Here is a 24,882-nt window from a genome sequence, read left to right as displayed (position 1 = left end):
CCATCACCTCAATTTCAGTGTGGCAAGGCCGAGCATGGCAAGGCCAACGGCAATGATCCAGAAGCGAATAACGACCTGACTTTCGGTCCAGCCCTTCTTTTCGAAATGGTGGTGGATTGGCGCCATCAGGAACACACGACGGCCGGTCTTCTTGAACCAGAATACCTGGATGATAACCGACAGGGTTTCCATAACAAACAGGCCACCGACGATGACCATGACAATCTCGTGTTTGGTGGCAACGGCCACAGAACCGATCAAGCCACCCAATGCCAGCGAACCGGTGTCACCCATGAAGATAGCGGCAGGTGGTGCGTTGAACCACAGGAAGCCGAGACCGGCACCAATAACCGCACCAACGATAACGCCAAGCTCACCCGTGCCCGGTACGAAATTGATCTGCAGGTAGTTTGCAAAAACCGCATTACCAACCAGATAGGCAATCACGCCGAAGGTTGCAGCAGCAATCATCACCGGCACGATGGCAAGGCCATCGAGACCATCGGTCAGGTTGACCGCGTTGCCGGCGCCAACAATCACGAATGCACCAAACAGCACAAAGAAGTAGCCGATGTTGAGCACGAATTCCTTGAAGAACGGAAACGCGATCGAGGTACCGAGTGTCGGGTTGTGCGGGCTGGATGCCAGCGACATTTTCATCATGAAAAACACGGCAATCGCTGCGATGACAAATTCAATGCCCAGACGCGCCTTGCCGGAAAAACCCTTGTCGCTCTGCTTTGTAACCTTCAAGTAATCGTCGTAGAAACCGATGGCGCCAAATCCAAGCGTCACCATCAACACACTGACCACGTAAACGTTGGACAGGTCACCCCACAGCAAAGAGCCGCCGAGAATACCGGCCAGGATCATCAGGCCGCCCATGGTCGGCGTTCCTGCCTTCTTGAAATGGGTCTGCGGACCATCGGCACGGATCGGCTGACCCTTGCCCTGCCTGACACGCAACGAGGCGATGATCGAAGGTCCGAAAATAAAGACGATCAGTGCGGAGGTAAACATGGCCGCACCGGCACGGAAGGTGATGTACCTGAACAGGTTGAAAATTTGAATATGGTCAGCCAGTTCGACAAGCCAGATCAGCATAATTGCCCTTTCAGCAAGGCAGTTTTAGTTTTGGGGTTCCGTGTCGGGGAATGGCGAATGCTTGTCAAGCAGAGCTGCGACGATCTTGCCGAAACCAATACCAAGAGACGATTTTAGCATCAGAATGTCGCCCGGTTGCACCGCACTGGCGACGAATTCATTCAATTCCTGCGTGGTCTCAAACCAGAAGACGTTGACACTGTCAGGCAGTGCGTCGCGCAGATGCGCCATGGCTTCGCCCGCCAGCCAGACATTTTCAATGCCTGCCGCAAGCAAGGGACCAGCCAGCTCTTCATGCACCTGCGCAGAAAACTCGCCCATTTCCAGCATGTCGCCCAACACGGCAACACGCCTGCCCTGCGCCTTGGCATCCACGGTTGCAAGAACTGCAATGGCTGCACGCATCGAAGCGGGGTTTGCATTGTAGCTCTCGTCAATCAACACGAAGGAACCATCACCAACCGTCAGGCGGTGGCGCTGGCCACGACCCTTGACGGCTTCCAGACGACGAAGCGCAGAAACGGCATTTTCGAGATCAGCGCCACACAACAGCGCCACACCGAGTGCCGCCATGGCGTTGTCGGCAATATGGCGACCCGGCGCACCGATACGCAATTCGCGGGTTTCGCCATTGATGATTGCCCATAATGTCGAACCGCTAGGGGTGTTTTCATAATCGGCCAGACGGAAATCTGCCTTGGCGTGCTGCCCAAATGTGTAGATGTGTTCGACACCAGCCTTCTGGGCGGCTTCCTCAAGAAAATCGAACTGCGAGTTGTCACGGTTGAGAACAACCGCGCCACCCGGCTCAACGCCCTCAAAAATTTCGGCCTTAGCGGCCGCAATTTCTTCAAGGTCACGGAAGTTGCCCAAATGGGCTGCAGCAATGGTAGTGATGGTTGCCACATGCGGACGCACCAACTTTACCAGCGGACGAATTTCGCCAGGATGATTCATGCCGACTTCAAATACGCCGAAATCACAATCGGCAGGCATACGCGCCAAGGTCAAAGGCACGCCCCAGTGATTGTTGAACGAGGCAACGGCGGCATGCACCTTGCCCGATGGCTCAAGTATCTGGCGCAGGATTTCCTTGGTTGTGGTCTTGCCGACCGAACCCGTCACAGCAATGATCTTGGCCTGACTTCTGGCACGTGCCGCAACGCCGAGCTTGACCAAAGCAGCCAGCACGTCTTCCACCACGATCATCGGCACGGTCAGACGGCCGAGCGCCGGCAGCTTCGCCTCGCTGATAACAAGCAATCCGGCGCCATTGGCAACCGCAAAGCTGGCATAATCATGCCCGTCTACCCGGTCGCCCTTGATCGCAAAGAAGGCTTCACCGGGTTTGACCGTGCGGCTGTCGATGGAAATGCCGGTTATGCCCAGCGGCAAATTGCCGACCGGCCGTCCCGACATAACCGAAATCAATTCCTGCACTGTCCATAACCAGTTCAAAGCGACGTCTCCTCCAATGCACTGCGCACCTGTTGATGGTCCGAGAATGGCAGGACCGTCGTTCCGACGATCTGTCCCTCTTCATGACCCTTGCCGGCAACGATCAACGTGTCGCCGCTTTCCAGCATCGCCACGGCGTGGCGAATGGCCTCAGCGCGGTCAGCAATTTCCAGCGCGCCGGGAGCCGCTGCCATGATTTCGGAACGAATGGTTTCGGGCACTTCGGAGCGCGGGTTATCGTCGGTCACGATCACCACATCCGAAAGGCGTGAGGCAACCTCACCCATGATCGGGCGCTTGCCCTTGTCGCGGTCACCACCGCAACCAAACACCACGACAATGCGGCCAGAGGTGAACGGCCGCACCGAGGTCAGCACGTTTTCCAGCGCGTCGGGCTTATGGGCATAATCCACATAGGCAAGCGCGCCATTTTTTGCATGACCGACGAGCTCAAGGCGACCAGCCGCACCCACCAGCTTTTCCAGTGCTCGCAGCGCAACAGCAACCGGAACGCCGGTCGAAATCGCCAGACCAGCCGACACCAGCGCGTTGGCAACCTGAAAATCACCCGCCAGCGGAATATCGACTTCGAAAATTTCGCCCTGATGATGAATTTCAATCATCTGCTTGTGGCGGAAATGTTCGACGCGCTTCAACGTCAGGAAGTTACCCTTGCGGCCAACGGTGCGCACATCAAGCCCAGCACTTTCAGCGGCATTGATGGCATGTTGCGACCACGGATCGTCAGAGAAAATAACCGCTGGCTGGCCCTTTTCGAGCAACTCGCTAAACAGCCGCATCTTGGCAGCCATATAGTTTTCCATCGTCGGATGGTAATCCATATGATCACGGCCGAGATTGGTGAAGGCACCGGCAACCAGCTTCACGCCGTCAAGACGGTGCTGGTCGAGACCATGGCTGGATGCTTCCATTGCGGCGTGGGTTACACCCTCGCCAGCCAGTTCAGCCAGCAGCGCATGCAGCGATACCGGATCCGGCGTTGTCAGCGAACCATAGTCGGAACGGCTAGGCGAAATAACGCCGGTCGTGCCGATCTGCGCCGCCGCATGACCGGCTGCTGCCCAGATCTGACGTGTAAAGGACGCAACGGAGGTTTTACCCGCAGTGCCGGTAACAGCCACCATGGTCTGTGGCTGTGCGCCGTAGAAACGGGAGGCTGCCAGTGACAGATAGCGGCGAGGATTGGAAACAGCCAGAACCGGCACAGGCGCATCAGCCGGATGACCGGACAAAATGAGGGATGCACCCTTGGCAACAGCATCATTGATAAAGGCTGCGCCATCTGCCTTGGAGCCGGCAAGAGCGACAAATAAACCGCCCGGCTCCATCTTACGGCTGTCAGCCGTGAGGGATTTGATTTCAAGCTCTCCGAGAGTGGAGCGCATAACTTCGTTCAGTTCCGGAAACTCTGTTCCGGACAGATCTCGCAATTTCATCGACTGTTTTCCGTCTTGTCCCCCGACTCGAATCGTCGGTTTATAGTAAGCTCTAACAATCAATAAGACACGAGCAAGGCCGAGCCATCCTCACCGAACTTTGGTTTCACACCGAGTATGGCTGCAGAACGGCTGATGATCTCTTTGACCATTGGTGCCGCAGTGTTACCGGCAAGCGCCGCCCCGTTGCCCTTGTCTGTCTTTGGTTCATCAATAAATGTCAGCACCACATATTGCGGATCGCTGATCGGGAATGCCGCAAGGAACGCGTTGAAGTTCTTGTCATGCGCGTAACGGCCATTGACGACCTTGTCTGCCGTACCGGTCTTACCGCCCACGTCAAATCCGTCGACACGCGCATTACGGCCGGAACCCTTCGTGCCATTCCAGTCAAACAGGAAGCGCATGTCCTTGCTGGTCGATGGCTGGATAACCTGTGTTGCCACAGCATCCGCATCAGCGCGGCTTCTTGGCAGGAATGTCGGCTCGATCAGCTTGCCACCATTGACCAGTGCTGCACCGGCAACCGCCGTCTGCAAAGGCGTCGTCGACACACCGTGACCAAAGGAAATCGTGATCGAGTTGATCTTCTTCCATTCACGCGGCTGGGTTGGCATTGCCACCTCAGGCAATTCCGTCTTCATACGGGTCAACAGACCAAGCTTGGTCAGGAAGTCCTTGTGGCCCTGAATACCCACAACGTCAGCCATCTTGGCCGTGCCGATGTTAGACGAATACTGGAAAATCTCAGGTACCGAGAGAACACGTCCCTTGCCGTGAAAGTCCTTGATGGTGAAGCCACCGATACGGATCGGCGCCGACGCATCAAAGCTGTCGGTAATCCGCACCTTGCCGGTGTCCAGCGCCATGGCTGTGGTGAAGGATTTAAATGTCGAACCCATTTCGAACGTACCGTTCGACATGCGGTTCAACCAGCCTTCCTTGGCGCCTTCGGCCGGATTGTTCGGATCATAATCCGGGGCAGATGCCATGCCGAGAACTTCACCGGTATGGACATCCAGCACTACGGCACCGGCACCAATTGCTTCGGTTTTTGCAATCCAGTTGTAAATGACTTCGCGCAGGATTGCCTGAACGCGCAGATCGATGGACAGCTTGACCGGCTCTAGCGGCTGGTCGGTCGTCATGCCAAGCGCTGTCAGATCAGCCAACCCCTGGCTGTCGACGTAACGCTCCATGCCGGCAACACCACGGTTGTCGATATTGACGTGACCGACAATGTGCGAGGCCGTTGCGCCACCCGGATAGAAGCGACGCTTTTCAGGACGGAAACCGATACCGGGAATACCGAGTGCCAAAATCTGGCTCTGCTGCTTTGGGGTCAGCTGGCGGCGCAGCCACTGGAAGCGCGAATTGGAAGAGAGCTTCTGATAGGTGCCACGCGCATCGAGATCAGGCAGAACCGTTCTCAGCTTTTCGATGGCTTCATCGACATCAACAATACGGTGCGGTTCGGCAAACAGCGAAACGGTCCTGATGTCGGTTGCCAGCACTTCGCCGTTACGGTCCAGGAGGTCAGGACGCGATGCCATCAAGCGGTCGGCCGGTGCAATGCTGGAAACGATTTCCGGCTTTTCCATGCCGTACTGCACCAGACGTCCACCGATAACACAATAAAAGGCTGTAAAGCTCAGCGCGATGATACCAACGCGGCTTTTGGCCTGCCCTGCCCGTTTTTTGCGTGCGCCTTCAAAGGCTGCATGATCGGTCACACCTCCCGTGGATACGGAGTAATGTGCCCGGCTTTTGTGAACCATGATACGGGAAAGAAATGACATCAGCGGTTCACCGATCCTGTTGTCGTTGTATCTACACCAAGCACGGAAGCACGCGGCTGCGGAACGGGAATGCCCTTCGAGGCAAGCCCGCCGGTTGTCGCGCCACGCGAAGCAAGTTTGGTATCATTGGAGCCGGCCGTCGCCGAGGCAATCGCATCCTCAACACTCATGCCTTCCGGCTCTGGCGGCTGCGGCAACTGCGAGCGCAACATTGGCAGTTCACTCGGCTGCGCAAGCTGGGTCGACAATGTCGGTACCAGCTTCAACTCGTCACCATAAACCGTCACAAGGCGGTGCAGACGATTTGGCTGCGTCAGCAAGGCCCAGTCAGCGCGCAGAAGGTCAATCGTGTCCTTCTCCAGCTTGATTTCGGTTTCGAGCTTGCGAACCTCGGCCAGCTTTTCATCCGCCCGATGTTTGATCGTATAGGTAACGACCGCTGCAGAAATCATGACGCCGACCAGAACGAGATCAAAAGTACGCAGCATGTCAGCCTCCTAGTTTTTCGAGGCTGGCCAGATCGGGCAGCTCGAATATCGAGACATCCGCCTTTGGCGCCTTGGCTGTGGTGCGCACGCCGGCTCGCAGCTTTGCGGAACGGGCACGTGGGTTCAATGCAGCTTCTTCTTCGGTGGCTGCAACCATAGGCTTGCCCAGCGCATCAAATATTGGGGACTTCTCTTCGACCATCGGCATGTGACGGGAGCCTGAGGCACGACCGGAACGATCGGCAAAGAACTTCTTGACGATACGGTCTTCCAGCGAATGGAACGTCACCACCACCAGTCGACCGCCTGGTTTCAGCGCCCGTTCGGCAGCAAACAGTGCCGAGGCAAGTTCACCCAGTTCATCATTGACGAATACACGCAACGCCTGAAACACCCGCGTGGCAGGATGGATCTTGTCCTTGGCCTTGCGCGGAGTAACGATTTCAATCAGCCCGGCCAGATCGCGCGTGGTGCGGAAAGGTTCTTCGGCACGCTTCTTTTCAATGGCGCGCGCAATGCGACCCGCCTGCTTTTCTTCTCCGAGAAAACCGAAGATACGCGCCAGATCACCCGGCTTGCAGCGATTGACCACGTCAGCAGCTGATACGCCTGACGATGACATACGCATGTCAAGAGGGCCGTTTTTCTGGAACGAGAAACCGCGATCGGCTTCGTCGATCTGCATGGAAGACACGCCGATATCCAATACCACGCCATCAAGACCGCCTTCCGGCGCATGGTGAGCAAGGTCGGAAAACCGTGACTGAATAAGAGTGAGGCGTCCGCCATTGGCAGCAACCTTTGCCTGACCGGCAGCAATGGCATTCGGATCGCGATCCAGTGCGATCACCTCTGCGCCTTGGTCTATAATTGCTTGGGTGTAGCCGCCTGCCCCGAATGTACCATCGAGAATAATCTTGCCGGGTTGCGGATCAAGAGCGACCAGCACTTCCTTCAACAAAACAGGAATATGACGAACGGTTTCGCCACCGGCATCATCAATGCCTTCGTCGGAATTCACTGTCATCTTGTTTCCCCGTATCAAACCGGACGCGTTACCGCAAAACTGCGCCCGGATCTTGCGGCCACCTGCGCTTCCTGAAAAGCATCCGGTTGCCAAAGCTGAAAATGGTCTGCTCGACCGACGAATGTGACTTCGGAGGAAATCCCGGTAAATTCCCGGATGAAATCCGTCACCATAAGCCGCCCTTCGGAATCGAGCTTCATAAAAACACCGCCGCCATGAACCAGCAACGACATCATGTTGGCCTCCGGCGAAAAAGCATCCATTGCCGAGATTTGCCGCTCGTAACGATCCAGCAAATCCGGCCCACCGACACTGATCGCCGGAAACGCGAAATCCTGCAGACAATACAATTCTTGAACACCGCGCACGGCCAGAACGGAACGAAATGCCGAAGGAACGGAGACCCGTCCCTTTGTATCGATCTTGTTCGTGACGTTCGACAGAAAGCGGTTCATTGCCCGTCTCGTTTAAAACACCACCCGAAAGACGGACCAACCGCCCCACAGGCCACACCGATACACACGACAACACGCCAGCCGTCAGAACAGCATGTTCCACAGCACCCCCAAGGAGGCCTTCCGAAGATTTCAGCGATTGTGGGCCAGAAACACGACCCTTTGCGATGTGCATTTGGGATACCATGGGACACTATGGGCGTCAATGGGAGAAGCCAGCACAATACTGTCTTCCGCATCGTATATTCATAGACCGTTAAGTTTAATGAATGGTTTATGCGGCTTGCGAAAGCGCAACCGAAACGGCGCACAAAACCGAGCTATAAACCACGATTTATTCATACATTTCAGCGAAATAACAGGAAAAGCGGAATCAAATCCGCAAAGGCCCTCATCGGGAGGAAAATCGCCAGTTGGCCTATAAGCCGGGTTTTGTATGGCCCCGGTTTGACCCGGAACGTGGCAGCCATTCATCTGGGACGATGTTTGCACACCGCCTCTCGCAACCCACCCGGATGACTGGCCCGAAAACCGGCTGTAGGCGCTTGCGCGCCCCGCGTCATCCCTATTCGGTCTTGCTCCCGGTGGGGTTTACCTTGCCGCTTCTGTTACCAGTCGCGCGGTGGGCTCTTACCCCACCCTTTCACCCTTACCACGCATGCGTGGCGGTTTGCTCTCTGTGGCACTTTCCCTGGGGTCGCCCCCGCCGGACGTTATCCGGCACCGTGTTTCCGTGGAGCCCGGACTTTCCTCACCCTACCGTCTTTCGACATTGGTAAAGCGCGGCTGCCCGGCCAACTGGCATCGGCTCCTTAAACGGCTTTCGGCAGGAAAGCCACAGTGAAAAACAGGAAAAGGCTGTAAAACCGGCAATCACTTGGGATCGCCGGTTAGTATCACATCGTTGCAAAGGCGGGTTTAAAGTCCGTGACATAGGCAGCATCATCAATCTGCCCCTCTCGTACCAAGGTCGCACCCAACCGCCCAATCTCGTCCGAGCTCTTGGCGGCCGTTCCACATCCACCCGTCAGCACAGCAATACGGGGGGACGATGTAAAGCCGATGGCCGGATACCCACCCGGTGTTTTCGACACCACGCAGGCACCTGTTGAAACACGTGACAAATCAACCGATGGCACAAGGGTCGCAACAATTGCCGTCAGATGATCCTGCGCAACCTGTCGGCCGCCGGCGCGGAACCACTCACGCATGTCGGCATCACCGGAAACCAGCTTATCGTCAGGGTCACCGCCTATTTTGAGGTAAACCTTGCCATCGGGATAACGCACCGGCGGTAACATATAGATGTGCTTTGACGGATCGCTCGGCTCATAAATCAGCGATGGCATGCCGGAATAAGCATCCAGTTCGTCTTCGGGAATTTCAAAAAACGTCACCGTTCTTTTGTAGACATTGAGCTTCACAGGCTGCGGCAGCAGACCTTCCATGATCGAGAACCCACCAGCAGCCACCAGCACATTATCAGCGCGGTATTCATTGCCTTCAGCCGTTGTCACCACGGCAACGCCGCCTTCGTCACGAACAGACACAGCCACTTCGCGCAGAACGGTAGCGCCAGCCTTTTCCGCCAGCGCGCTTTGCGCCTTCACCAGCGCGCGAGGATTGACGTATCCGGCATTTTTGGCCTCAAACACCCCCTCGCAACCCGCTTCAAAGGCGAAATAGGAAAAGTCCTTTGCCAGAGCATCATTGCTCAACAGCTGCGTTTCGACATTCAGTTTGGCAGCCGCACTGCAGATATTCTGGATAAATGGATTGCTGCCGCCACGCTTCGGCCCAACGACGAGGCATCCAACAGGAGCGTAAAATTCAACACCGCTTTCCCGTGCAATGTCACCGTAACGGGCGATCGAGCGATTTGCCATCAATGCCCAATCGGCATCGGGATCAATGGTACGGGTTATGCGCGCTTCATCATAGTGACTGGCAAAAACGCCCTGATGGGTCTTGGCGTCCTGGGGTTCATCGGGACCAATCACCGCAACGCCCTCGGTCTGTCGCGCCAGATATTTGGCAGCGGCGGCCCCCATCATGCCGCGACCAATGACGATATGCTTGAAATGTGCTGACATGCTGTTCCCTTATTATTTTAAATATGCGTCCCGCTTTTTGGATTCAGGATCAATACGTTCTAGCGATCCGCTGTATCAAAGTCAGACGAAAACCGGCGCCATTGCTGCGGCGAATTCACGCTCCTGCAGCGCTCCGTCAAATAACAGCTGCGCACCGAGCCTGCCAATTTCATCTGAGGATTTTGCCGCAACAAAATTGCCACCCGTCAGCACCGCGATATTGGGTGCATCCGTGTAACCAATATAGGGATATCCGGTTTTGGTAATTGATGCGACGCAGGAGCCTGATGTGACCGGCGCACCAGCAAGATTAGGCATCAACGAAAGCGCACGTTTGGTCAGATAGTCGACCTCTGCAAGATTTCCGTCCGACTGGAACCAAGAGACTGCATCACTGAGCGAACCAAGCGCGCTCTTTTCCCCCTCGCCGCCAATCTTCAGATAGACCTTGCCATCCGGGTACCGCACCGGCGGCAGGATATAGACGATATCGTCGTCATTATCGGCCAGCACGATGGTGGACGGCATATTCTTGAACAGCGCCTGTTTTGCCTCATCAAGCTCAAAGAACACGATGGTTCGGCCAGTCGCCGCCATGTCGACCGGGCGCGGCAAGATATCGGCCATATTGGTAAAACCACCGGCCGCCACCAGCACCTTTTCTGCCGTATAGCTGTTGCCATCGGCCGTTTCGACCAGCACATGCGAAGACATGTCATTGACGCGGATTGCCGTGTCCCGCAGCACCGAAACACCCTGTGTTTGCGCGACAGTCAGCTGAGCCTTCACCAAGGCGCGCGGGTTCACATAACCGGCATTCTGCGCTTCGAAATATCCGTTATGAGCTGGCGGCAGCGCAAACATCGGAAAACGCGCCGGCATGGCGTCCGGCCTGACCGTCTCGATATCAAGATCAAGCCTGGAAGCTGTGGCAAAGGCACGACGCACATAATCGGTACTTGAGATTGGTTCTTCGCCCGAGAACAGGCAGCCGACTTCACTGTAGAAGGAAATACCGCTGGCCACTTCGATGTCGGAATACCGGGCAAGAGATCGGACCGCGAGCGTTCCCCAAATCGGGTCGCCATCGAAACCGCGCGTGATGCGGGCTTCATCATAATGGCTGGCAAACACACCGGAATGGTTTTTACGGTTTGCCGGTTCTTCAGGACCAATCAGCGCAATGCCATCGGTCACTTGAGAAAGGTGGCGGGCTGCGGCTGCGCCCATCATGCCCGCACCTATGATTATGTATTTAAAGTCCGTCACTGCATTCTGCTCCATATTCCGGAAACAGAGCTACCATGATCGGCAGTCCGCCTGTCAACACATGATGTGAACGCGACCGCGGAACTCAAACGGCAAGAACACAACCGTTTGATTGACACCAACGTGAAAGGACAATCAACCTTCCAGAAGTGCCTGCACCTTACCACAGTAACGCTTGGAAACCGGGTTCATGCGTTTTGCACCATGGCCTGCATTGTAACGCAGAATGGTGCCGCAGGTCTGGCCGCCGCCAAGCTGATGTGCCCGCGCAAGATATTCCATACCCCAGCGAATGTTGGTCTCAGGGTCGTAAAGGCCCTTTGCCGTACCGCGATAACCAAGCATACGCGCTGTTGCCGGCTTAATCTGCATCAGTCCAACTTCACCGGCACTGCCGCGGGCCTTTGGATTGAACTTGCTCTCGACGCTGACAACAGCATGAGCAAGACCAACAGGCACACCATATTTCTTGGCGTATTTCACGATGATCGGGGAGTAAGAATTGGTAAGAGCCGAAGGAACTGCCTTTTCCGGCATTGGATAACCGGGCTTACGGATCATAGTTTCTAGTGTAACGGTTTTGGTTTTCACCTTCTCATCACGGGCAAACGCAGATCCACCCTGTGCAACGAGCATGGCAATACATGCTGCACCGGCAACAACAACTCTTTTCATATTTAGAAAAATTCTCCAGACGTAAGACGGGAATGGCGCCACAGCGCAACAACTCACCTTGCGGAGTCCATCACGGATACTCCGGCTAAAAAAGTCTTACTTGTTGATATTCACGACAGTTGCTTAAATGAGCGTCCCACCGCAGTTCAATGGTGACGTTTAAACAGCCTATTAAGGATATACTGTGGCAACTCGGAAAAACTGATCTTCACAGCTGCCAATTCAGGAACAAAACGACTGAAAACAACTTAGACAGAGCGGTATTTTGGAAGTTCTGTTAAAAGCCTGTGCAGCGTGTCGATTGTCGAGAAATCGGCGATACCATCCACCCGCAGCGGACGGAAATGGCGCTGGAATGCAGCAACGACACCTTCTGTCTTTTCACAGAAAGACCCTGTAATTTCAACATTGTATCCGTAGAAGGACAGCATGGACTGCAGGGCCTCGACCGGTTGGCCCGCATCACCGCGCTGGAAAAAACGTCCGCCAGTTACCGTACCAGGCTCCACCCAGTGCCCGACCCCGTTTTCATGCAGGACTTTCCAGGGGAAGTTTTCGCCTGGATCAACCTTGCGAACCGGCGCGATATCAGAGTGCGCCAGTATCCTTTCAGGCGCGATAGACCAGCGCTCGCCACAATCTCTGCACAATTCGACAACCGCTTTGATCTGTTCGGCAGGAAACGCGGGCAAGCCGCCGGTGTGGCCAGGATTGGCAATTTCAATGCCGATGGAGCGTGAATTGATATCCGTGGCACCAGCCCAGAAACTTTTGCCCGCATGCCATGCACGGCGCGCCTCTTGCACAAGCTGCACCACACGGCCGTCTTCGTGGACAAAGTAATGGCTGGAAACTTCGCTTTCCGGATTGCACAGCCATGACAGAGCACCATCTGCGCTCGGCATACCCGTGTAATGAAGAATGATCATATCAGGCGGACAGTTATCTACCCGCTCGCCATGGTTAGGCGAAGGTGCGACGGATGCACCCATGTAATCCGGTGTAAAAGCAGTCATGCAGCGCGGCGTTCTTTCTCAATCGCCGCATAAGCGGCATTGAGTGCAGCCATACGTTCATTGGCAGCGGCATGCAACTCCATCGGCACGCCACGGGCAATCAGACGGTCCGGATGGTGTTCTGCCACCAGACTGCGGTAACGCTTGCGGATCTCAGTAAATGCGTCAGAACGCGAAACACCAAGTACCCGGTAAGGGTCACGACCATCGAGATGAACGTGGCGGGCCATGATCGTTTCGAAATGGTCTTCGGTAATATGGAAGATTTCCGCAATACGGCCAAGGAATGCCAGTTCGCGCTCATGGATCAGACCATCCGCCTTGGCGATATGGAAAAGACCGTCAATGACGCTTTCCAGCATCTGGCAATTGTCCTGTCCCGAACCGCAAAGGCCAGCCAGACGCTCGGCATAAGCTTCATAACCGGCCACGTCCTGACGGGCGAGATTATAAAGACGGGCAACGTTTTGCGCTTCTTCTTCCGGAAAATCGAAAATCTGCCTAAAGGCTTTCACCTCGGCATCGTTGACGACACCATCAGCCTTGGCCATCTTGGCAGAGAGCGCGATGATCGCCACAGAAAATGATACTTTACGACGGGTTTCCGGGTCGCCTTCAAACAGCGTGCGGATGGCTTCCACCACGCGACCGAGCGTATTTCCCGCCACGTCGCCGATTGCACCGAGCAGCCGTTCCCACAGAGATGAAAGTTGCAGACAGGCGAAATCTATAATCATCATGCAGATTCACCAGATAATGCCCGAAAAATCAAGGTGCACGGCACTCTGCCAGTATTAAGTTTTATTCATCTTTGGTCGCGATGAAACTGATGATCGAAACTGGCACACACGCACAACCTGCCACGGGACTCAGCACAGACAAGGTTATCCACAGCCCGCCAAATGGCACCACATCACCGTCATCAATTGAAACGATTATATTTGCCCTTGGCCGCAATCGCCTCCAAAAACCGGGCGAAACTCCCGTTTTTCTTGATAAATTCACTTTACAGCCGCGGCCTGCTGTCGCATCCATTTGCCCACAGACCAGATTTTCATGACCTAAAAGGAGTGCCGTTATGGCCAAACAGAAAGTCGCAATGCTGACCGCCGGTGGACTTGCTCCCTGCCTCTCTTCCGCTGTTGGCGGCCTGATTGGCAGATACACGGACATCGCACCGGAGCTCGACATCGTGGCCTACCGTTCCGGTTATCAGGGCGTTCTTCTGGGTGACCGCATCGAAATCAACAAGGACATGCGCGAAAAGGCGCACCTGCTGCACCGTTATGGCGGCTCGCCAATCGGCAACAGCCGCGTCAAGCTGACCAATGCTGCCGACTGTGTGAAGCGCGGCCTCGTCAAGGAAGGCGAAAACCCGTTGCGCGTTGCGGCTGAACGTCTGGCCAATGACGGCGTCACCATCCTGCACACCATTGGTGGTGATGACACCAACACCACCGCTGCCGATCTCGCAGCCTATCTTGGCGCCAACGGTTACAACCTCACTGTGGTTGGCCTTCCAAAGACCGTCGACAATGACGTCGTTCCAATCAAGCAGTCGCTTGGCGCATGGACAGCCGCCGAAGTCGGCGCCAACTTCTTTGACAATGTCAGCAATGAACAGAGTGCCGCACCTCGCACATTGGTGATACATGAAGTCATGGGCCGCCACTGCGGTTGGCTGACGGCCGCAACCGCCCGTTCCTACATTCAGAAAACCAGCGCCAATGAATATGTCGACGGTTTCATGATGAATGCCGCGATGAAGAACATCGACGGCCTTTTCCTGCCGGAAATGGCGTTTGACCTTGAGGCAGAATCTGAGCGTCTGCGCGCCATCATGGACAAATCAGGTTATGTCACGCTGTTCGTGTCGGAAGGTGCAGGCCTCGATACCATCGTTGCCGAACGCGAAGCGGCTGGCGAAAGCGTCAAGCGCGACGCCTTTGGCCACGTCAAGATCGACACCATCAATGTCGGTGGTTGGTTCCAGAAGCAGTTTGCGTCGCTGATCGGCGCGGAACGCTCGATGGTTCAGAAGTCTGGTTATTATGCCCGCTCGGCCCCGGCCAATCAGGATGACCTGCGCCTGATCCAGAGCATGGTCGATCTTGCAGTCGAAAGCGCGCTCAACAAGGTGTCCGGTGTCACCGGCCATGATGAGGAACAGGGTGGCAAGCTGCGCACCATCGAATTCCCGCGCATCAAGGGTGGAAAGCACTTCGATATCTCGGCAAAATGGTTCACCGACGTGATGGATCACATCGGCCAGAAGGCTGTGTCAGCATGACGCATAAGGGCGCTCTGCAACCTGCGGGTGCCCTAACCATTTGAATTTATGCATCGGCATGTCAGGAAAATTTCTTTTTGATTGACGACCCGATGCTTTTTCAGGGTAAATTCCCTTGCAAGACGTCAGGAGCATGGCATCATGCTTCTGATCTTGCTAAATTAAAGCATGGCACACAAAACTGTGTAGCGGTTTTGAGATAAGAACATGCGATAAGAAAGACTTAAGGCGCGCCCGGACTATCTGCTGATCCGTTGCGCTTTGGGAGGAAAGGGAGCCGAAATGATGAACGCCGAGCTATGGATCACATTTGCCGCAGCTTGCGCCATTTTGTTTTCACTTCCCTCGCCGCTTTCACACCGGGTAGCATCCTACCGTGCCATCAGAGGCAAAAAAACCATTATCCCGGCCATTACAGGCGCATCGATTGGCATTGTAACCGCCATGACGGCCGCCGCGGTGCCAACGCTCGGTTTTGCCTATCTCTCCGCATCCCTGCTGGAAATCGTGCAATGGGCCGGCATTGGCTGGCTGTTGCTGTTCATGCTGTGGGTGTTTGCCAGCCCGGCTGTGCGGCTTGCCAAGGCCGACAATGACAACCTTCCTTTCAAGACAGCCAGCGGTGTTTTCACCGACTGTTATTGCCTGGCGCTGACACCACGTTTCATCGCTGTCTTTCTGGCCTTGTTGCCGCAGTTCGTGACAGCAGGTGCAGACAACATTACCTTGCTGGCAGAAATGCAGGCGCTGGCCCTTCTGATGTCGCTTGTTCTGGCCCTCGGACACGCTGTTTTTGCCGAAAAGAGCCTGTCACTTGCGCGGCAGATGAGCAACCAAAAACGCAAGCCTTATCAACGCCGTAGCTACTTCATCAGCGGTCGCGCCGTAACAGCAGGATACCGCCGCATTGCCGCCTGACGTTGCGGGCCTGCTTGCCGCCCGGTTCACAATAGGTTAATGGACGTCACATGTAGTGGCCTGCTTCGTTCGCGACGAGGGCGTCGAAAGACAGGCAAAACGAGAGCGGCAACATGACAAAACGCCTGAGTGCAAGCCGGAGAACGGCGCTCCTGATATCGACCACTTTTGGTATCGCAGCCACTTTGGCAGGTTGCACCAGTGTAGAAATTGCTTCCAAGCCTCAGCTTGAAACCACCCAGCCGACCTTGCAGGCGCAGGCAACGACAGAGCCTGCTGCAGATGGCACGACCCCGGCCGCCGCAACCGTAGCTGCAGGTAACGAAGTTGCTGCACAGGCCGCAACAGCAACCGTCGCCGTTGATGCTGCCGGCAAACTCGTTCTTCCACCAGCCGCAGAAATTGCCGCAGCTGCCGCCCAAGCGCCGACCGATGGCCAGGTAGAAGCACAAATGGTGGCGCAGGCAAACACCCCGGCAGCAGAGCAGGCAACAACCGCACAGGCCACACCTGCTGCAGCCGCAAACACCGTTGCCACAGCAGGCAACACGGCCACTTTCACACAGGTTGCCGCCGTAAAGGGTTCGTTCCCAAGCAAACAATCCGAATCTGCGGCCATGCGCATTTCCATGGCCATGCAGCCGTTTGACGATGGCAAGGCCGCCCAGGCCGCCATTTCCGCGCAGACAGCTGTTCCCTCTCAAAAACCGCAGGGCGTGATGATGGCGTATGCCTCCGCCCCGCAGAACTCGGCCATCGCTGCCATCAACACCCGCGAAGGCATGGAAACTTCTCCTGTCGGACGCGAAAAGCTCAGCACGCTGATTTCCAAATATTCGCAGATGTATGATGTGCCAGAAGATCTGGTGCACCGCGTCGTACAACGCGAAAGCCGTTACGTTCCGTCCGCCTTCAACCGTGGACATTACGGCCTCATGCAGATCAAACACGCCACCGCCCGTTCCATGGGCTTTGATGGCCCTGCGTCCGGTCTGTTCGATGCAGAGACCAACCTGAAATATGCCGTCAAATATCTGCGCGGCGCATGGCTGGTGGCTGACAACGACCGTGACAATGCCGTACGTCTTTATGCACGTGGTTACTACTACGATGCCAAGCGTAAGGGCATGTTGCACGTCCTGCGCAAATAGGCGCTATCCACAGCACGTCATCAAACTGTAGCGTATCAGAGATAAACGCCTCTAACCCAATGTAGAGGTGGAATCATATGACGAGCGCCACACACAAAACCAGCTTTCGTAACAATGGAAAGCTGAAGAATGCCCTTCTCCAGCACAAGACACTTTCTACGGATGGCTTTTCCGAGCGTCTGTTCGGCGTGCTGTTTTCCGGTCTGGTTTACCCGCAAATATGGGAAGATCCGGAAGTCGACATGGAAGCCATGGAATTGCGGGACGGGCACCGCATTGTCACCATCGGCTCCGGTGGCTGCAATGTACTGGCATACCTCTCGCGTAATCCTGAAAGCATTGATGTCGTCGATCTCAATCCGCATCACATCGCCCTCAACAAGCTCAAGCTGACCGCCTTCCATCACCTGCCCGGCCACGGAGATGTTGTTCGCCAGTTCGGCCAGTCCAACATCCGCAGCAACAGTGAAGGCTATGACCGCTTCATCGCCCCTCACCTCGACCACCAGACCCGCGCCTATTGGTCGAAGCGCACGATGACCGGCCGTCGCCGTATTTCGGTGTTCAATCGCAATATCTACCGCACCGGCTTGCTCGGCCGCTTCATCGGCGCAGGTCACGTCATTGCCCGCCTGCACGGCGTCAAATTGACCGAGATGATCCACGCCCGCACCATGGATGAGCAGCGCCGCTTCTTTGATGAGAAGGTAGCACCGCTGTTTGACAAGCCAATGATCCGCTGGCTCACCAAACGCAAAAGCTCGCTGTTTGGCCTTGGCATTCCGCCACGTCAGTATGACGAACTGGCAAGCCTCTCGGATGGCAACACCATTACCCCGGTTCTGCGTGCCCGCCTCGAAAAGCTGGCCTGCGACTTCCCCTTGAAGGATAATTACTTCGCCTGGCAGGCATTTGCTCGCCGGTATCCAGAGCCGCATGAAGGCGATCTGCCAGCCTACCTGAAGCCGGAATATTACGAAGCCATTCGTAACAACGCGCTCAAGGTTTCAGTACACCACGCAACCTTCACGGAGCTTTTGGCTGGCAAACAGGCCGCCAGCCTTGACCGCTATGTGCTATTGGATGCGCAGGACTGGATGAACGACACACAGCTCAACGATCTGTGGAGCCAGATGACCCGCACCGCTGCCCAAGGCGCACGCGTCATCTTCCGTACCGCTGCGGAAAAAAGCGTCATCGAAGGCCGCCTGTCACCGGAAGTCCGCAACAATTGGGTCTATCTGGAAGAACGGTCGCACGAACTGAACCGCAAGGATCGTTCGGCAATTTACGGCGGCTTCCACATCTACGAAAAGACCACGGCATGAGTGGTCAAAGCAAAGGCTTTCAGTCCCTTGATAGCAATGACCATGCCGGCCTGATGGATGATATGTACCGCTACCAGCGGTACATTTACGACCTGACCCGCAAATATTACCTGCTGGGACGCGATGGCACCATTGCTGGCCTGAATATCCCAGCCGACGGCACCATGCTGGAAGTCGGTTGCGGCACAGGTCGCAATCTGCTGCTGACCCGCAAGACGTTTCCTGCCGCCCGTTTGTTCGGTCTGGATATTTCTGCACAAATGCTTGAAACAGCTGCCGCAAACTTCAGATCTGAATCGACAAAACCGGTTTTCAAAGTGGCCGATGCCACGGCCTTTGACGCAGCCGATTTCGGACAGGACGGCGGTTTCGACCGGATCATGATTTCCTATGCGCTGTCGATGATCCCCGACTGGCACGGCGCAATCGATGCGTCATTGTCTGCACTGGCACCGGACGGCAGCCTGCACATCATCGATTTCGGCCAGCAGGAAAAACTGCCCTTGCTGTTCAGGCGCCTGTTGCGGGGGTGGCTTACCCGCTTCCATGTCACGCCGAGAGCTGATCTGCGACACGTTCTCGAGCAGCGCCTCACGCAGCATAACGCCACCTTGCGCTTTGAAACCATTGGCGGTGGCTACGCCTGGCGGGCCGTGATTACCAAAGTCCAGCAGGGATAAACGGCAAAATCGGCCCTCTCACATCCAGCATCATCCTCGGTTAAAAACCGGGGATGATGACATCTCGCTGCAAAGCCTTGCTTAAATACCAAGCAAAACAGTGTTTTGCCCCTTGTCATAACCGGTTGTTTACCACGATATGCTGAATTAAGAATATCCGAACTGCTTCGAAACCGAGGTGGTGTGGGGGTAATATTCCTTTTTTAGACGAGACAGACATGGGGCGACGGCTTTTACCGGTGGTTCTTTCCACATTGATGCTTGTCAGTGGCTGCACTTCCGCCAGCTATGACCTGCTGGAAACGGCATCCGTTGCCAAACCACGCTTTCAGGACACCGATCCGCAGGACTTTGGCGTCAACAATCCGCACCGCCATGATATCCATGGTATCGATGTGTCCAAGTGGAACGGCGATGTCGATTGGCAGCAGGTGCGCAAGTCAGGCGTCTCCTTCGTCTTTATCAAAGCCACCGAAGGTTCGGATCGTATCGACCCGAAATTCAATGACCACTGGCGCCTCGCCGCGAAAGCGGACATCCTGCATGCGCCCTACCATTTCTACTATTTCTGCTCGACGGCGGATGCGCAGGCCGACTGGTTCATCCAGAACGTGCCGAAGGAAGCCGTAACCCTGCCGCCGGTTCTTGATGTCGAGTGGAACCCGTCTTCCCCGACCTGCAAGACGCGCCCTGCCCCGATGGTCGTGCGCGCCGAGATGCAGCGTTTCCTCGACCGTCTCGAGAAACACTACGGCAAACGTCCCATCATCTACACCTCGGTGGACTTCCATCGTGACAATCTGGTTGGCCAGTTCAAGGACTACCATTTCTGGGTGCGCTCGGTGGCCGCCCATCCAACCAAGATCTATGAGGATCGCCGCTGGGCGTTCTGGCAATATACCGCAACCGGCGTTGTGCCCGGTGTGACCGGACCGACGGATATCAACGTGTTCGCGGGCAGCGAAAAGAACTGGAAAAGCTGGGTTACAACCGCTAGCAAGTAATGCTGAAAGGCCTTTGTTAACGAACCTACCATCAAACCGGGTGTTTAGCCCGGTTTTGGGGTGTTTTTATACCAGGCCTCATGCTTTCGTCACAAAGCTTGCCGAAAGCAGGAAAACGTCACCACCAAGGAACCACACGATGTTCATGCCATCCGTCCGCAGCGCGGTTCTCGTCGCTGCCACCTGCCTTCTGACTTCCGGTACTGTTTTTGCGCAGGCGCAGACAACAACACAGGCACCCGCACAGGCCGCAACTTGCGGCGGTGATCTTTCAGCCTTCCTGCAGGGGGTAAAAACAGACGCATTGGCAAAGGGCATTCCGGCTGACGCCATCGACAAGGCTCTGGCAGGCGCGCAGATCGACCAGAAGGTTCTGTCGAGAGACCGCGCGCAAGGCGTTTTCAAACAGACCTTCCTTGAGTTCTCGCAGCGCACCGTCAGCCAGGCTCGCCTTGATATCGGCCGCAAGAAGATCCAGCAGCTATCCAGCACCTTCCAGCGTGCCGAGCAGGAATTTGGTGTTCCAGCTGGCGTCATTGCTGCCTTCTGGGCCATGGAAACCGATTTCGGTGCCGTTCAGGGTGATTTCAACACCCGCAACGCACTTGTGACCCTGTCGCATGACTGCCGCCGTCCGGAACTGTTCCGTCCGCAACTGCTTGCCCTGATTGAAATGGTGCAGCATGGCGATCTCGACCCTGCCACCAACACCGGTGCATGGGCTGGTGAAATCGGCCAGGTACAGATGCTGCCTAAGGACATTATCGCCTTTGGTGTCGACGGTGACGGCGACAACCACATCAACGTCAAGACCAGCGCTCCCGACGCCATCCTGACTGCCGCGAAGTTCATCCAGAGCCTTGGCTTCCGCAAGGGCGAGCCATGGATCCAGGAAGTCAGCGTTCCGGAAAACCTGCCTTGGGAAAAATCTGGTCTCGGTGGTCCTTTGACGGCTGGCGAGTGGTTTGCGCTCGGCGTGACCCCGCGTGATGGCAACAAGAATTTCGCAAACCTGCCAGCCGCACTGGTGCTGCCACAGGGTCGCAAAGGCCCGACCTTCATCACCTACCCTAACTTCAATGTGTATCTGGAGTGGAACCAGTCCTTCATCTACACGACGTCCGCGGCCTATTTCGCCACACGTCTGATGGGCGCACCTGTTTACAACAAGGGTAACCCCGATCAGGGCCTGGATGACGCGGCGATGCGCGAGCTGCAAACCAAGCTCGATAACATGACCCATGACGTTGGCAAGATCGACGGCATTCTCGGTTCAGGGACCCGTGTTGCCGTCCAGCGCGAGCAGAAGCGTCTTGGCATGGCAGCCGATGGTTGGCCTACCCGTGAGCTTCTCGACGCGCTTTAAGGCAAAACTGCCACATTTGGCACCAATTGAACCAAGCGGCCCCTGTTCGAATCTGGGGCCGCATTTACCATCCCGCTTAAGGATTATGTCCTAATCTCGACAAAACGACTGGGGATAAGCGGCCTGGATTTACTTTTTCTCAATAAAACAATTAATTTCTAATATTGAAATATTATTTGATTTTCAATGGATTGAGGAAATTCATTCCTAAAAACCGAACAAATGCACTGCGCTGCGGCATAAAATACGCTTTTCAAGCGACACAAAACGGTCATATTATCCTCCAGTCAACAGAAGGAGGCAGACCATGGGACTCACGAACTCTCTTAATGCCTTGGTAGTCGGTATGGCGTTTGTGTTCGTCGGAGCAATGCTTTTTATCTGACGAGGACTTTAAGGCTCGATCAAGCATCCAAAACAGTTGATGACTTAAAAAAATTTAAAAGCGCAGATTCGGGAGGATCTGCGCTTTTTCCGTATTTGTAAGAACTTAAGTCGGTTCAGGCTGCCGAGCGTCTTTCACGCGACAGGCCAAGATTTTCCAAAACAGCATTGACCAGTGGCGCACGGTTCATGGTGTAAAGGTGAAATTCGCTGAAGCCGCGTCGCTGCAAATCCTCGATCTGCTCAGCGGCCACATCGGCGGCCACCTTGGCCCGGTCTGTCGGGTTGTCATCCAGACCTTCGAAGCGAGTATCCAGGAATGAAGGCACGCTTGTGCCGCAACGACCAGCAAAACGCTTGAGCTGCGTCAGGTTCTGGATCGGCATGATGCCCGGCACCACGGGAATGGTGATGCCAGCAGCCGTTACACGCTCCATGTAACGCTCATAGACGTCGTTATCGAAAAAGAACTGCGTCAGGGCACGCGTTGCACCATTGTCGAACTTGCGCTTCAGCATGTCGATGTCAGCCGCTTCGTCGGTGCTCTCAGGATGTTTTTCCGGATAGGCGGACACAGAGATTTCGAAATCGCTAATCTCGCGCAGCCCCTTCACCAGTTCCGATGCATTGGCGTAACCGTCCGGGTGCGGCTTATATGCCGTGCCTATACCGGTTGACGGATCACCACGCAGCGCCACGAAATGGCGTACACCGGCAGCACGAAATTCGTCCACAACCTTGTGCACGTCCTCGCGGCTGGCATCAACGCAGGTCAGATGGGCCGCGGTATGCAGCTTGGCATCGCCAATCATTCTTCGCACAGCCTCAAGCGTCGGTGCCTTGGTCGTGCCACCAGCGCCATAGGTCACCGACACGAAGTCGGGGTTCCAGCGCGAAAGCTCGGCCACGGTTTCCCACAATTGTTTGTCCATCTCCGGCGATTTCGGTGGAAAGAATTCAAAGGACAGATGAATATGGCCATTGGCGCGATTTTGTTCTGTCGTGGCCATTGTCATGCCCTCCCCGAGGCAACAAACGGAGTGGATGCTGCTGCCTCGTTTGCAATCAGCAAACGTTGGTCCTTTGCAATCCAGATTGTAACATCCAGTGACTGGCTTCCAGCTTTGCCGGAGCGCAGATCAACCGCCTTGAGAAGCTCGAGTTCAGACTTCTTCAGCCAGTCCTCAAGCGTTTGGTGAGAAAATCCGAGCCGCACATGGGCATGGTCTTCCCGCAGATAGTCAAATGAATGCGGTGCCAGATCGATGATGACCAGACGGCCACCGGGACGCAACAAACGCGCAGCTTCGGCAATGGCCCGGTCAGGCTCATCCAGGAAATGCAAAACCTGATGGATAACGATCAGATCGAAATCCTGACCTTCAAGTGGCAGGTTGAAAATGTCACCGTGACGGACGGACGCATTGCTAATGCCCGACTTGTCTAGATTGGAACGCGCCACGGCAAGCATGTCACGGCTGGCATCCACGCCAATCGCACGGCGGTAGACACCGCTGAGCAACTGCAGGATACGGCCGGTGCCCGTGCCAAGATCCAGCATTGAGTCGATCGGCGTCGTACCAATCAGGCCAAGAAGCTGCTCTTCGATCAATTCGTCGCTGACATGCAGCTTGCGCAATTCGTCCCAGGCGGCCGCGTTGCGGCTGAAATAATCCTGCGCGCGCTCAGAGCGGACCCGCTTCACATCGGCCAGACGCTCGCTATCACGCAGTAAAACGGCATCATCCTTGGCAGTTGCGTCCAGCAACTGGCGCACCAGCGAAGCGGCATTACCATCCTGTTTCAGACGGAAATAAGCCCATGCACCTTCCTGATAACGGTCGATCAGATCTTCTTCCGTCAAAAGCTTCAAATGCCGGGACACACGCGGTTGGGATTGACCGAGAATTTCGGTAAGATCGGTTACAGTCAGATCGCCAGCCGACAACAAAGCCAGCAGACGCAACCGCGTCGGCTCACCTGCCGCCTTCAACAAATCCACAAGATTGTTCAATTCAAACTGCACAACACGCCTCGCCAAGACCCAATCAAGACATAAAGATATCTTTATGTGATTTGCTGGGCGGTTGCAAGCGATAATCCAGAAACTGTTAACGCATTTTGTCAGGTCACGACAGCTCCCCAGGGCGGCCGTTTGGCGACGCCCCGGCCGCCCCGAGGTGAGCAATCAAGATCAAACGACGTTGATACCCGCTTGCCAATGCTCATAAAGCGTTTCGATGTCGCCACTGGTCAGCAACGGCATAACCTGATGCAATTGTTCATCGGGCCAGTTCCACCACTGCATTTCCAGCAACATAGCAATCAGGTGCTCATCGAAACGCAGACGAATGTTACGGGCGGGATTACCGCCGACGATTGCGTAAGGCTCGACATCACGGGTTACCAGTGCGCGTGTACCAATCACCGCACCATCCCCGACCTTAACACCCGGCATGATAACGGCCTCGGAGCCGATCCACACATCATTGCCGATGACAGTATCGCCGGCCGGTTTGTAACCGTTCTGCGCGCCTGCAAATGCCGGCACCTCCGACATCCAGTAGAATGGAAAAGTGCTGATCCAGTCGTTTCTGTGGCCCTGATTACCAGCCATGATAAAGGAAGCACCTGATCCAATCGAGCAGAAACTGCCAATGATCAGCCTGTCGGCACCTTCATCCGGCAGAAGATACCGGGCACAGTCATCAAAACTGTGACCGTGATAATAACCGGAATAATAGCTGTAGCAACCAACAACGATGTTAGGATTGGTTATCTGCTTGTCGAGCGTAATGCCCCTGAAAGGGCTTTCAAAATAGTTCTGCATTGAAGTTCTCTCTGCATGTGTTTCGCCGCGACGCACTTGCAGGCACGCGGCACCCTTGCGAAAGACCAGAGGCCTTGTCGCCACAGCCCC

Annotated in this window: 22 protein-coding genes and 1 other RNA gene; 7 read left to right on the top strand and 16 right to left on the bottom strand. The window is 55.5% G+C overall.

Going from position 1 to position 24,882, the window contains the following annotated elements; all coding sequences use genetic code 11:
• Positions 1-3 precede the first annotated feature (3 nt).
• The 13 genes from mraY to IB237_RS10100 form a co-directional block, all read right to left on the bottom strand.
• Positions 4-1,104, bottom strand: a complete 1,101-nt coding sequence (gene mraY / locus IB237_RS10160; RefSeq protein ID WP_192488510.1) for a phospho-N-acetylmuramoyl-pentapeptide-transferase — start codon at positions 1,102-1,104, stop codon at positions 4-6.
• Positions 1,105-1,128: 24 nt separating this feature from the next.
• The gene (locus tag IB237_RS10155; RefSeq protein ID WP_192488509.1) at positions 1,129-2,562 is read right to left on the bottom strand and encodes a UDP-N-acetylmuramoylalanyl-D-glutamyl-2,6-diaminopimelate--D-alanyl-D-alanine ligase; all 1,434 of its coding nucleotides are present in this window, start codon (positions 2,560-2,562) and stop codon (positions 1,129-1,131) included.
• Positions 2,559-4,019 carry a UDP-N-acetylmuramoyl-L-alanyl-D-glutamate--2,6-diaminopimelate ligase gene (locus IB237_RS10150; protein ID WP_192488508.1) on the bottom strand — a complete coding sequence of 487 codons (1,461 nt, stop codon included), beginning with the start codon at positions 4,017-4,019 and terminating at the stop codon, positions 2,559-2,561. The genes IB237_RS10155 and IB237_RS10150 overlap by 4 nt, the downstream gene beginning before the upstream one ends.
• Before the next feature lie 59 nt (positions 4,020-4,078).
• Positions 4,079-5,818 carry a penicillin-binding protein 2 gene (locus IB237_RS10145; RefSeq protein ID WP_192488507.1) on the bottom strand — a complete coding sequence of 580 codons (1,740 nt, stop codon included), beginning with the start codon at positions 5,816-5,818 and terminating at the stop codon, positions 4,079-4,081.
• Positions 5,818-6,306, bottom strand: a complete 489-nt coding sequence (locus IB237_RS10140; RefSeq protein WP_192488506.1) for a hypothetical protein — start codon at positions 6,304-6,306, stop codon at positions 5,818-5,820. Before IB237_RS10140 ends, IB237_RS10145 begins: the two co-directional genes overlap by 1 nt.
• Before the next feature lies 1 nt (position 6,307).
• The gene (gene rsmH / locus IB237_RS10135) at positions 6,308-7,333 is read right to left on the bottom strand and encodes a 16S rRNA (cytosine(1402)-N(4))-methyltransferase RsmH (RefSeq protein WP_192488505.1); all 1,026 of its coding nucleotides are present in this window, start codon (positions 7,331-7,333) and stop codon (positions 6,308-6,310) included.
• Positions 7,334-7,347: 14 nt separating this feature from the next.
• Positions 7,348-7,788, bottom strand: a complete 441-nt coding sequence (gene mraZ, locus IB237_RS10130; protein WP_192488504.1) for a division/cell wall cluster transcriptional repressor MraZ — start codon at positions 7,786-7,788, stop codon at positions 7,348-7,350.
• A gap of 405 nt (positions 7,789-8,193) precedes the next feature.
• Positions 8,194-8,590: RNase P RNA component class A (rnpB, locus tag IB237_RS10125), an RNA gene on the bottom strand.
• 94 nt (positions 8,591-8,684) lie between these two features.
• Positions 8,685-9,881 carry an FAD-dependent oxidoreductase gene (locus IB237_RS10120; protein WP_192488503.1) on the bottom strand — a complete coding sequence of 399 codons (1,197 nt, stop codon included), beginning with the start codon at positions 9,879-9,881 and terminating at the stop codon, positions 8,685-8,687.
• Positions 9,882-9,962: 81 nt separating this feature from the next.
• Positions 9,963-11,150 (bottom strand): FAD-dependent oxidoreductase, encoded by a 1,188-nt coding sequence (locus IB237_RS10115; RefSeq protein WP_192488502.1) that lies wholly within the window; start codon positions 11,148-11,150, stop codon positions 9,963-9,965.
• Between the two features lie 135 nt (positions 11,151-11,285).
• Positions 11,286-11,825 (bottom strand): lytic transglycosylase domain-containing protein, encoded by a 540-nt coding sequence (locus tag IB237_RS10110; RefSeq protein WP_192488501.1) that lies wholly within the window; start codon positions 11,823-11,825, stop codon positions 11,286-11,288.
• A 248-nt stretch (positions 11,826-12,073) separates the two neighbouring features.
• Positions 12,074-12,841, bottom strand: coding sequence for an N-acetylmuramoyl-L-alanine amidase (locus IB237_RS10105; RefSeq protein ID WP_192488500.1), 768 nt, complete (start codon positions 12,839-12,841; stop codon positions 12,074-12,076).
• On the bottom strand, positions 12,838-13,578 hold the full coding sequence (locus IB237_RS10100) for a DnaJ family molecular chaperone (RefSeq protein WP_192488871.1): 741 nt from the start codon (positions 13,576-13,578) through the stop codon (positions 12,838-12,840). The genes IB237_RS10105 and IB237_RS10100 overlap by 4 nt, the downstream gene beginning before the upstream one ends.
• Before the next feature lie 341 nt (positions 13,579-13,919).
• Here IB237_RS10100 and IB237_RS10095 point away from each other — a divergent pair, with 341 nt between their 5' ends.
• The 7 genes from IB237_RS10095 (at position 13,920) to IB237_RS10065 (ending at position 21,578) form a co-directional block, all read left to right on the top strand.
• Positions 13,920-15,131, top strand: coding sequence for a pyrophosphate--fructose-6-phosphate 1-phosphotransferase (locus tag IB237_RS10095; RefSeq protein ID WP_192488499.1), 1,212 nt, complete (start codon positions 13,920-13,922; stop codon positions 15,129-15,131).
• Positions 15,132-15,413: 282 nt separating this feature from the next.
• Positions 15,414-16,049: a LysE family translocator gene (locus tag IB237_RS10090; protein WP_246787782.1), complete on the top strand. Its 636-nt coding sequence runs from the start codon at positions 15,414-15,416 to the stop codon at positions 16,047-16,049.
• A 113-nt stretch (positions 16,050-16,162) separates the two neighbouring features.
• Complete coding sequence (locus tag IB237_RS10085; RefSeq protein WP_192488498.1) at positions 16,163-17,200, top strand: lytic transglycosylase domain-containing protein; 1,038 nt, start codon at positions 16,163-16,165, stop codon at positions 17,198-17,200.
• Positions 17,201-17,277: 77 nt separating this feature from the next.
• Positions 17,278-18,528: a DUF3419 family protein gene (locus IB237_RS10080; protein WP_192488497.1), complete on the top strand. Its 1,251-nt coding sequence runs from the start codon at positions 17,278-17,280 to the stop codon at positions 18,526-18,528.
• The gene (locus tag IB237_RS10075; protein ID WP_192488496.1) at positions 18,525-19,208 is read left to right on the top strand and encodes a class I SAM-dependent methyltransferase; all 684 of its coding nucleotides are present in this window, start codon (positions 18,525-18,527) and stop codon (positions 19,206-19,208) included. Before IB237_RS10080 ends, IB237_RS10075 begins: the two co-directional genes overlap by 4 nt.
• 218 nt (positions 19,209-19,426) lie before the next feature.
• A complete protein-coding gene (locus tag IB237_RS10070) occupies positions 19,427-20,212 on the top strand; it encodes a GH25 family lysozyme (RefSeq protein WP_192488495.1) in 786 nt (261 codons plus the stop codon).
• Between the two features lie 145 nt (positions 20,213-20,357).
• The gene (locus IB237_RS10065; protein WP_192488869.1) at positions 20,358-21,578 is read left to right on the top strand and encodes a lytic murein transglycosylase; all 1,221 of its coding nucleotides are present in this window, start codon (positions 20,358-20,360) and stop codon (positions 21,576-21,578) included.
• Between the two features lie 500 nt (positions 21,579-22,078).
• On the opposite strand, the gene metF is transcribed toward IB237_RS10065, so the two are convergent.
• The 3 genes from metF to catB all read right to left on the bottom strand — a co-directional run bounded on the left by metF (position 22,079) and on the right by catB (position 24,792).
• Positions 22,079-22,972, bottom strand: coding sequence for a methylenetetrahydrofolate reductase [NAD(P)H] (gene metF, locus IB237_RS10060; RefSeq protein ID WP_192488494.1), 894 nt, complete (start codon positions 22,970-22,972; stop codon positions 22,079-22,081).
• A gap of 2 nt (positions 22,973-22,974) precedes the next feature.
• Complete coding sequence (locus IB237_RS10055; RefSeq protein ID WP_192488493.1) at positions 22,975-23,988, bottom strand: metalloregulator ArsR/SmtB family transcription factor; 1,014 nt, start codon at positions 23,986-23,988, stop codon at positions 22,975-22,977.
• Positions 23,989-24,156: 168 nt separating this feature from the next.
• The gene (catB, locus tag IB237_RS10050; RefSeq protein ID WP_192488492.1) at positions 24,157-24,792 is read right to left on the bottom strand and encodes a type B chloramphenicol O-acetyltransferase; all 636 of its coding nucleotides are present in this window, start codon (positions 24,790-24,792) and stop codon (positions 24,157-24,159) included.
• Between the last annotated feature and the right edge of the window lie 90 nt (positions 24,793-24,882).

Source organism: Agrobacterium sp. AGB01 (assembly GCF_014851585.1).
Lineage (GTDB): Bacteria > Pseudomonadota > Alphaproteobacteria > Rhizobiales > Rhizobiaceae > Agrobacterium.
Note: the sequence above shows the minus strand (reverse complement) of the source record. Positions and strands in the feature narration are given on the sequence as shown.

Bases quoted from the DNA above. Each gene is read 5' to 3' on its own strand.
- mraY (WP_192488510.1), bottom strand. From the start codon at position 1,104: ATGCTGATCTGGCTTGTCGAACTGGCTGACCATATTCAAATTTTCAAC.
- IB237_RS10150 (WP_192488508.1), bottom strand. From the start codon at position 4,019: ATGAAATTGCGAGATCTGTCCGGAACAGAGTTTCCGGAACTGAACGAA.
- IB237_RS10145 (WP_192488507.1), bottom strand. From the start codon at position 5,818: ATGTCATTTCTTTCCCGTATCATGGTTCACAAAAGCCGGGCACATTAC.
- IB237_RS10140 (WP_192488506.1), bottom strand. From the start codon at position 6,306: ATGCTGCGTACTTTTGATCTCGTTCTGGTCGGCGTCATGATTTCTGCA.
- rsmH (WP_192488505.1), bottom strand. From the start codon at position 7,333: ATGACAGTGAATTCCGACGAAGGCATTGATGATGCCGGTGGCGAAACC.
- mraZ (WP_192488504.1), bottom strand. From the start codon at position 7,788: ATGAACCGCTTTCTGTCGAACGTCACGAACAAGATCGATACAAAGGGA.
- IB237_RS10120 (WP_192488503.1), bottom strand. From the start codon at position 9,881: ATGTCAGCACATTTCAAGCATATCGTCATTGGTCGCGGCATGATGGGG.
- IB237_RS10110 (WP_192488501.1), bottom strand. From the start codon at position 11,825: ATGAAAAGAGTTGTTGTTGCCGGTGCAGCATGTATTGCCATGCTCGTT.
- IB237_RS10105 (WP_192488500.1), bottom strand. From the start codon at position 12,841: ATGACTGCTTTTACACCGGATTACATGGGTGCATCCGTCGCACCTTCG.
- IB237_RS10100 (WP_192488871.1), bottom strand. From the start codon at position 13,578: ATGATTATAGATTTCGCCTGTCTGCAACTTTCATCTCTGTGGGAACGG.
- IB237_RS10095 (WP_192488499.1), top strand. From the start codon at position 13,920: ATGGCCAAACAGAAAGTCGCAATGCTGACCGCCGGTGGACTTGCTCCC.
- IB237_RS10090 (WP_246787782.1), top strand. From the start codon at position 15,414: ATGATGAACGCCGAGCTATGGATCACATTTGCCGCAGCTTGCGCCATT.
- IB237_RS10085 (WP_192488498.1), top strand. From the start codon at position 16,163: ATGACAAAACGCCTGAGTGCAAGCCGGAGAACGGCGCTCCTGATATCG.
- IB237_RS10080 (WP_192488497.1), top strand. From the start codon at position 17,278: ATGACGAGCGCCACACACAAAACCAGCTTTCGTAACAATGGAAAGCTG.
- IB237_RS10075 (WP_192488496.1), top strand. From the start codon at position 18,525: ATGAGTGGTCAAAGCAAAGGCTTTCAGTCCCTTGATAGCAATGACCAT.
- IB237_RS10070 (WP_192488495.1), top strand. From the start codon at position 19,427: ATGGGGCGACGGCTTTTACCGGTGGTTCTTTCCACATTGATGCTTGTC.
- IB237_RS10065 (WP_192488869.1), top strand. From the start codon at position 20,358: ATGCCATCCGTCCGCAGCGCGGTTCTCGTCGCTGCCACCTGCCTTCTG.
- metF (WP_192488494.1), bottom strand. From the start codon at position 22,972: ATGGCCACGACAGAACAAAATCGCGCCAATGGCCATATTCATCTGTCC.
- catB (WP_192488492.1), bottom strand. From the start codon at position 24,792: ATGCAGAACTATTTTGAAAGCCCTTTCAGGGGCATTACGCTCGACAAG.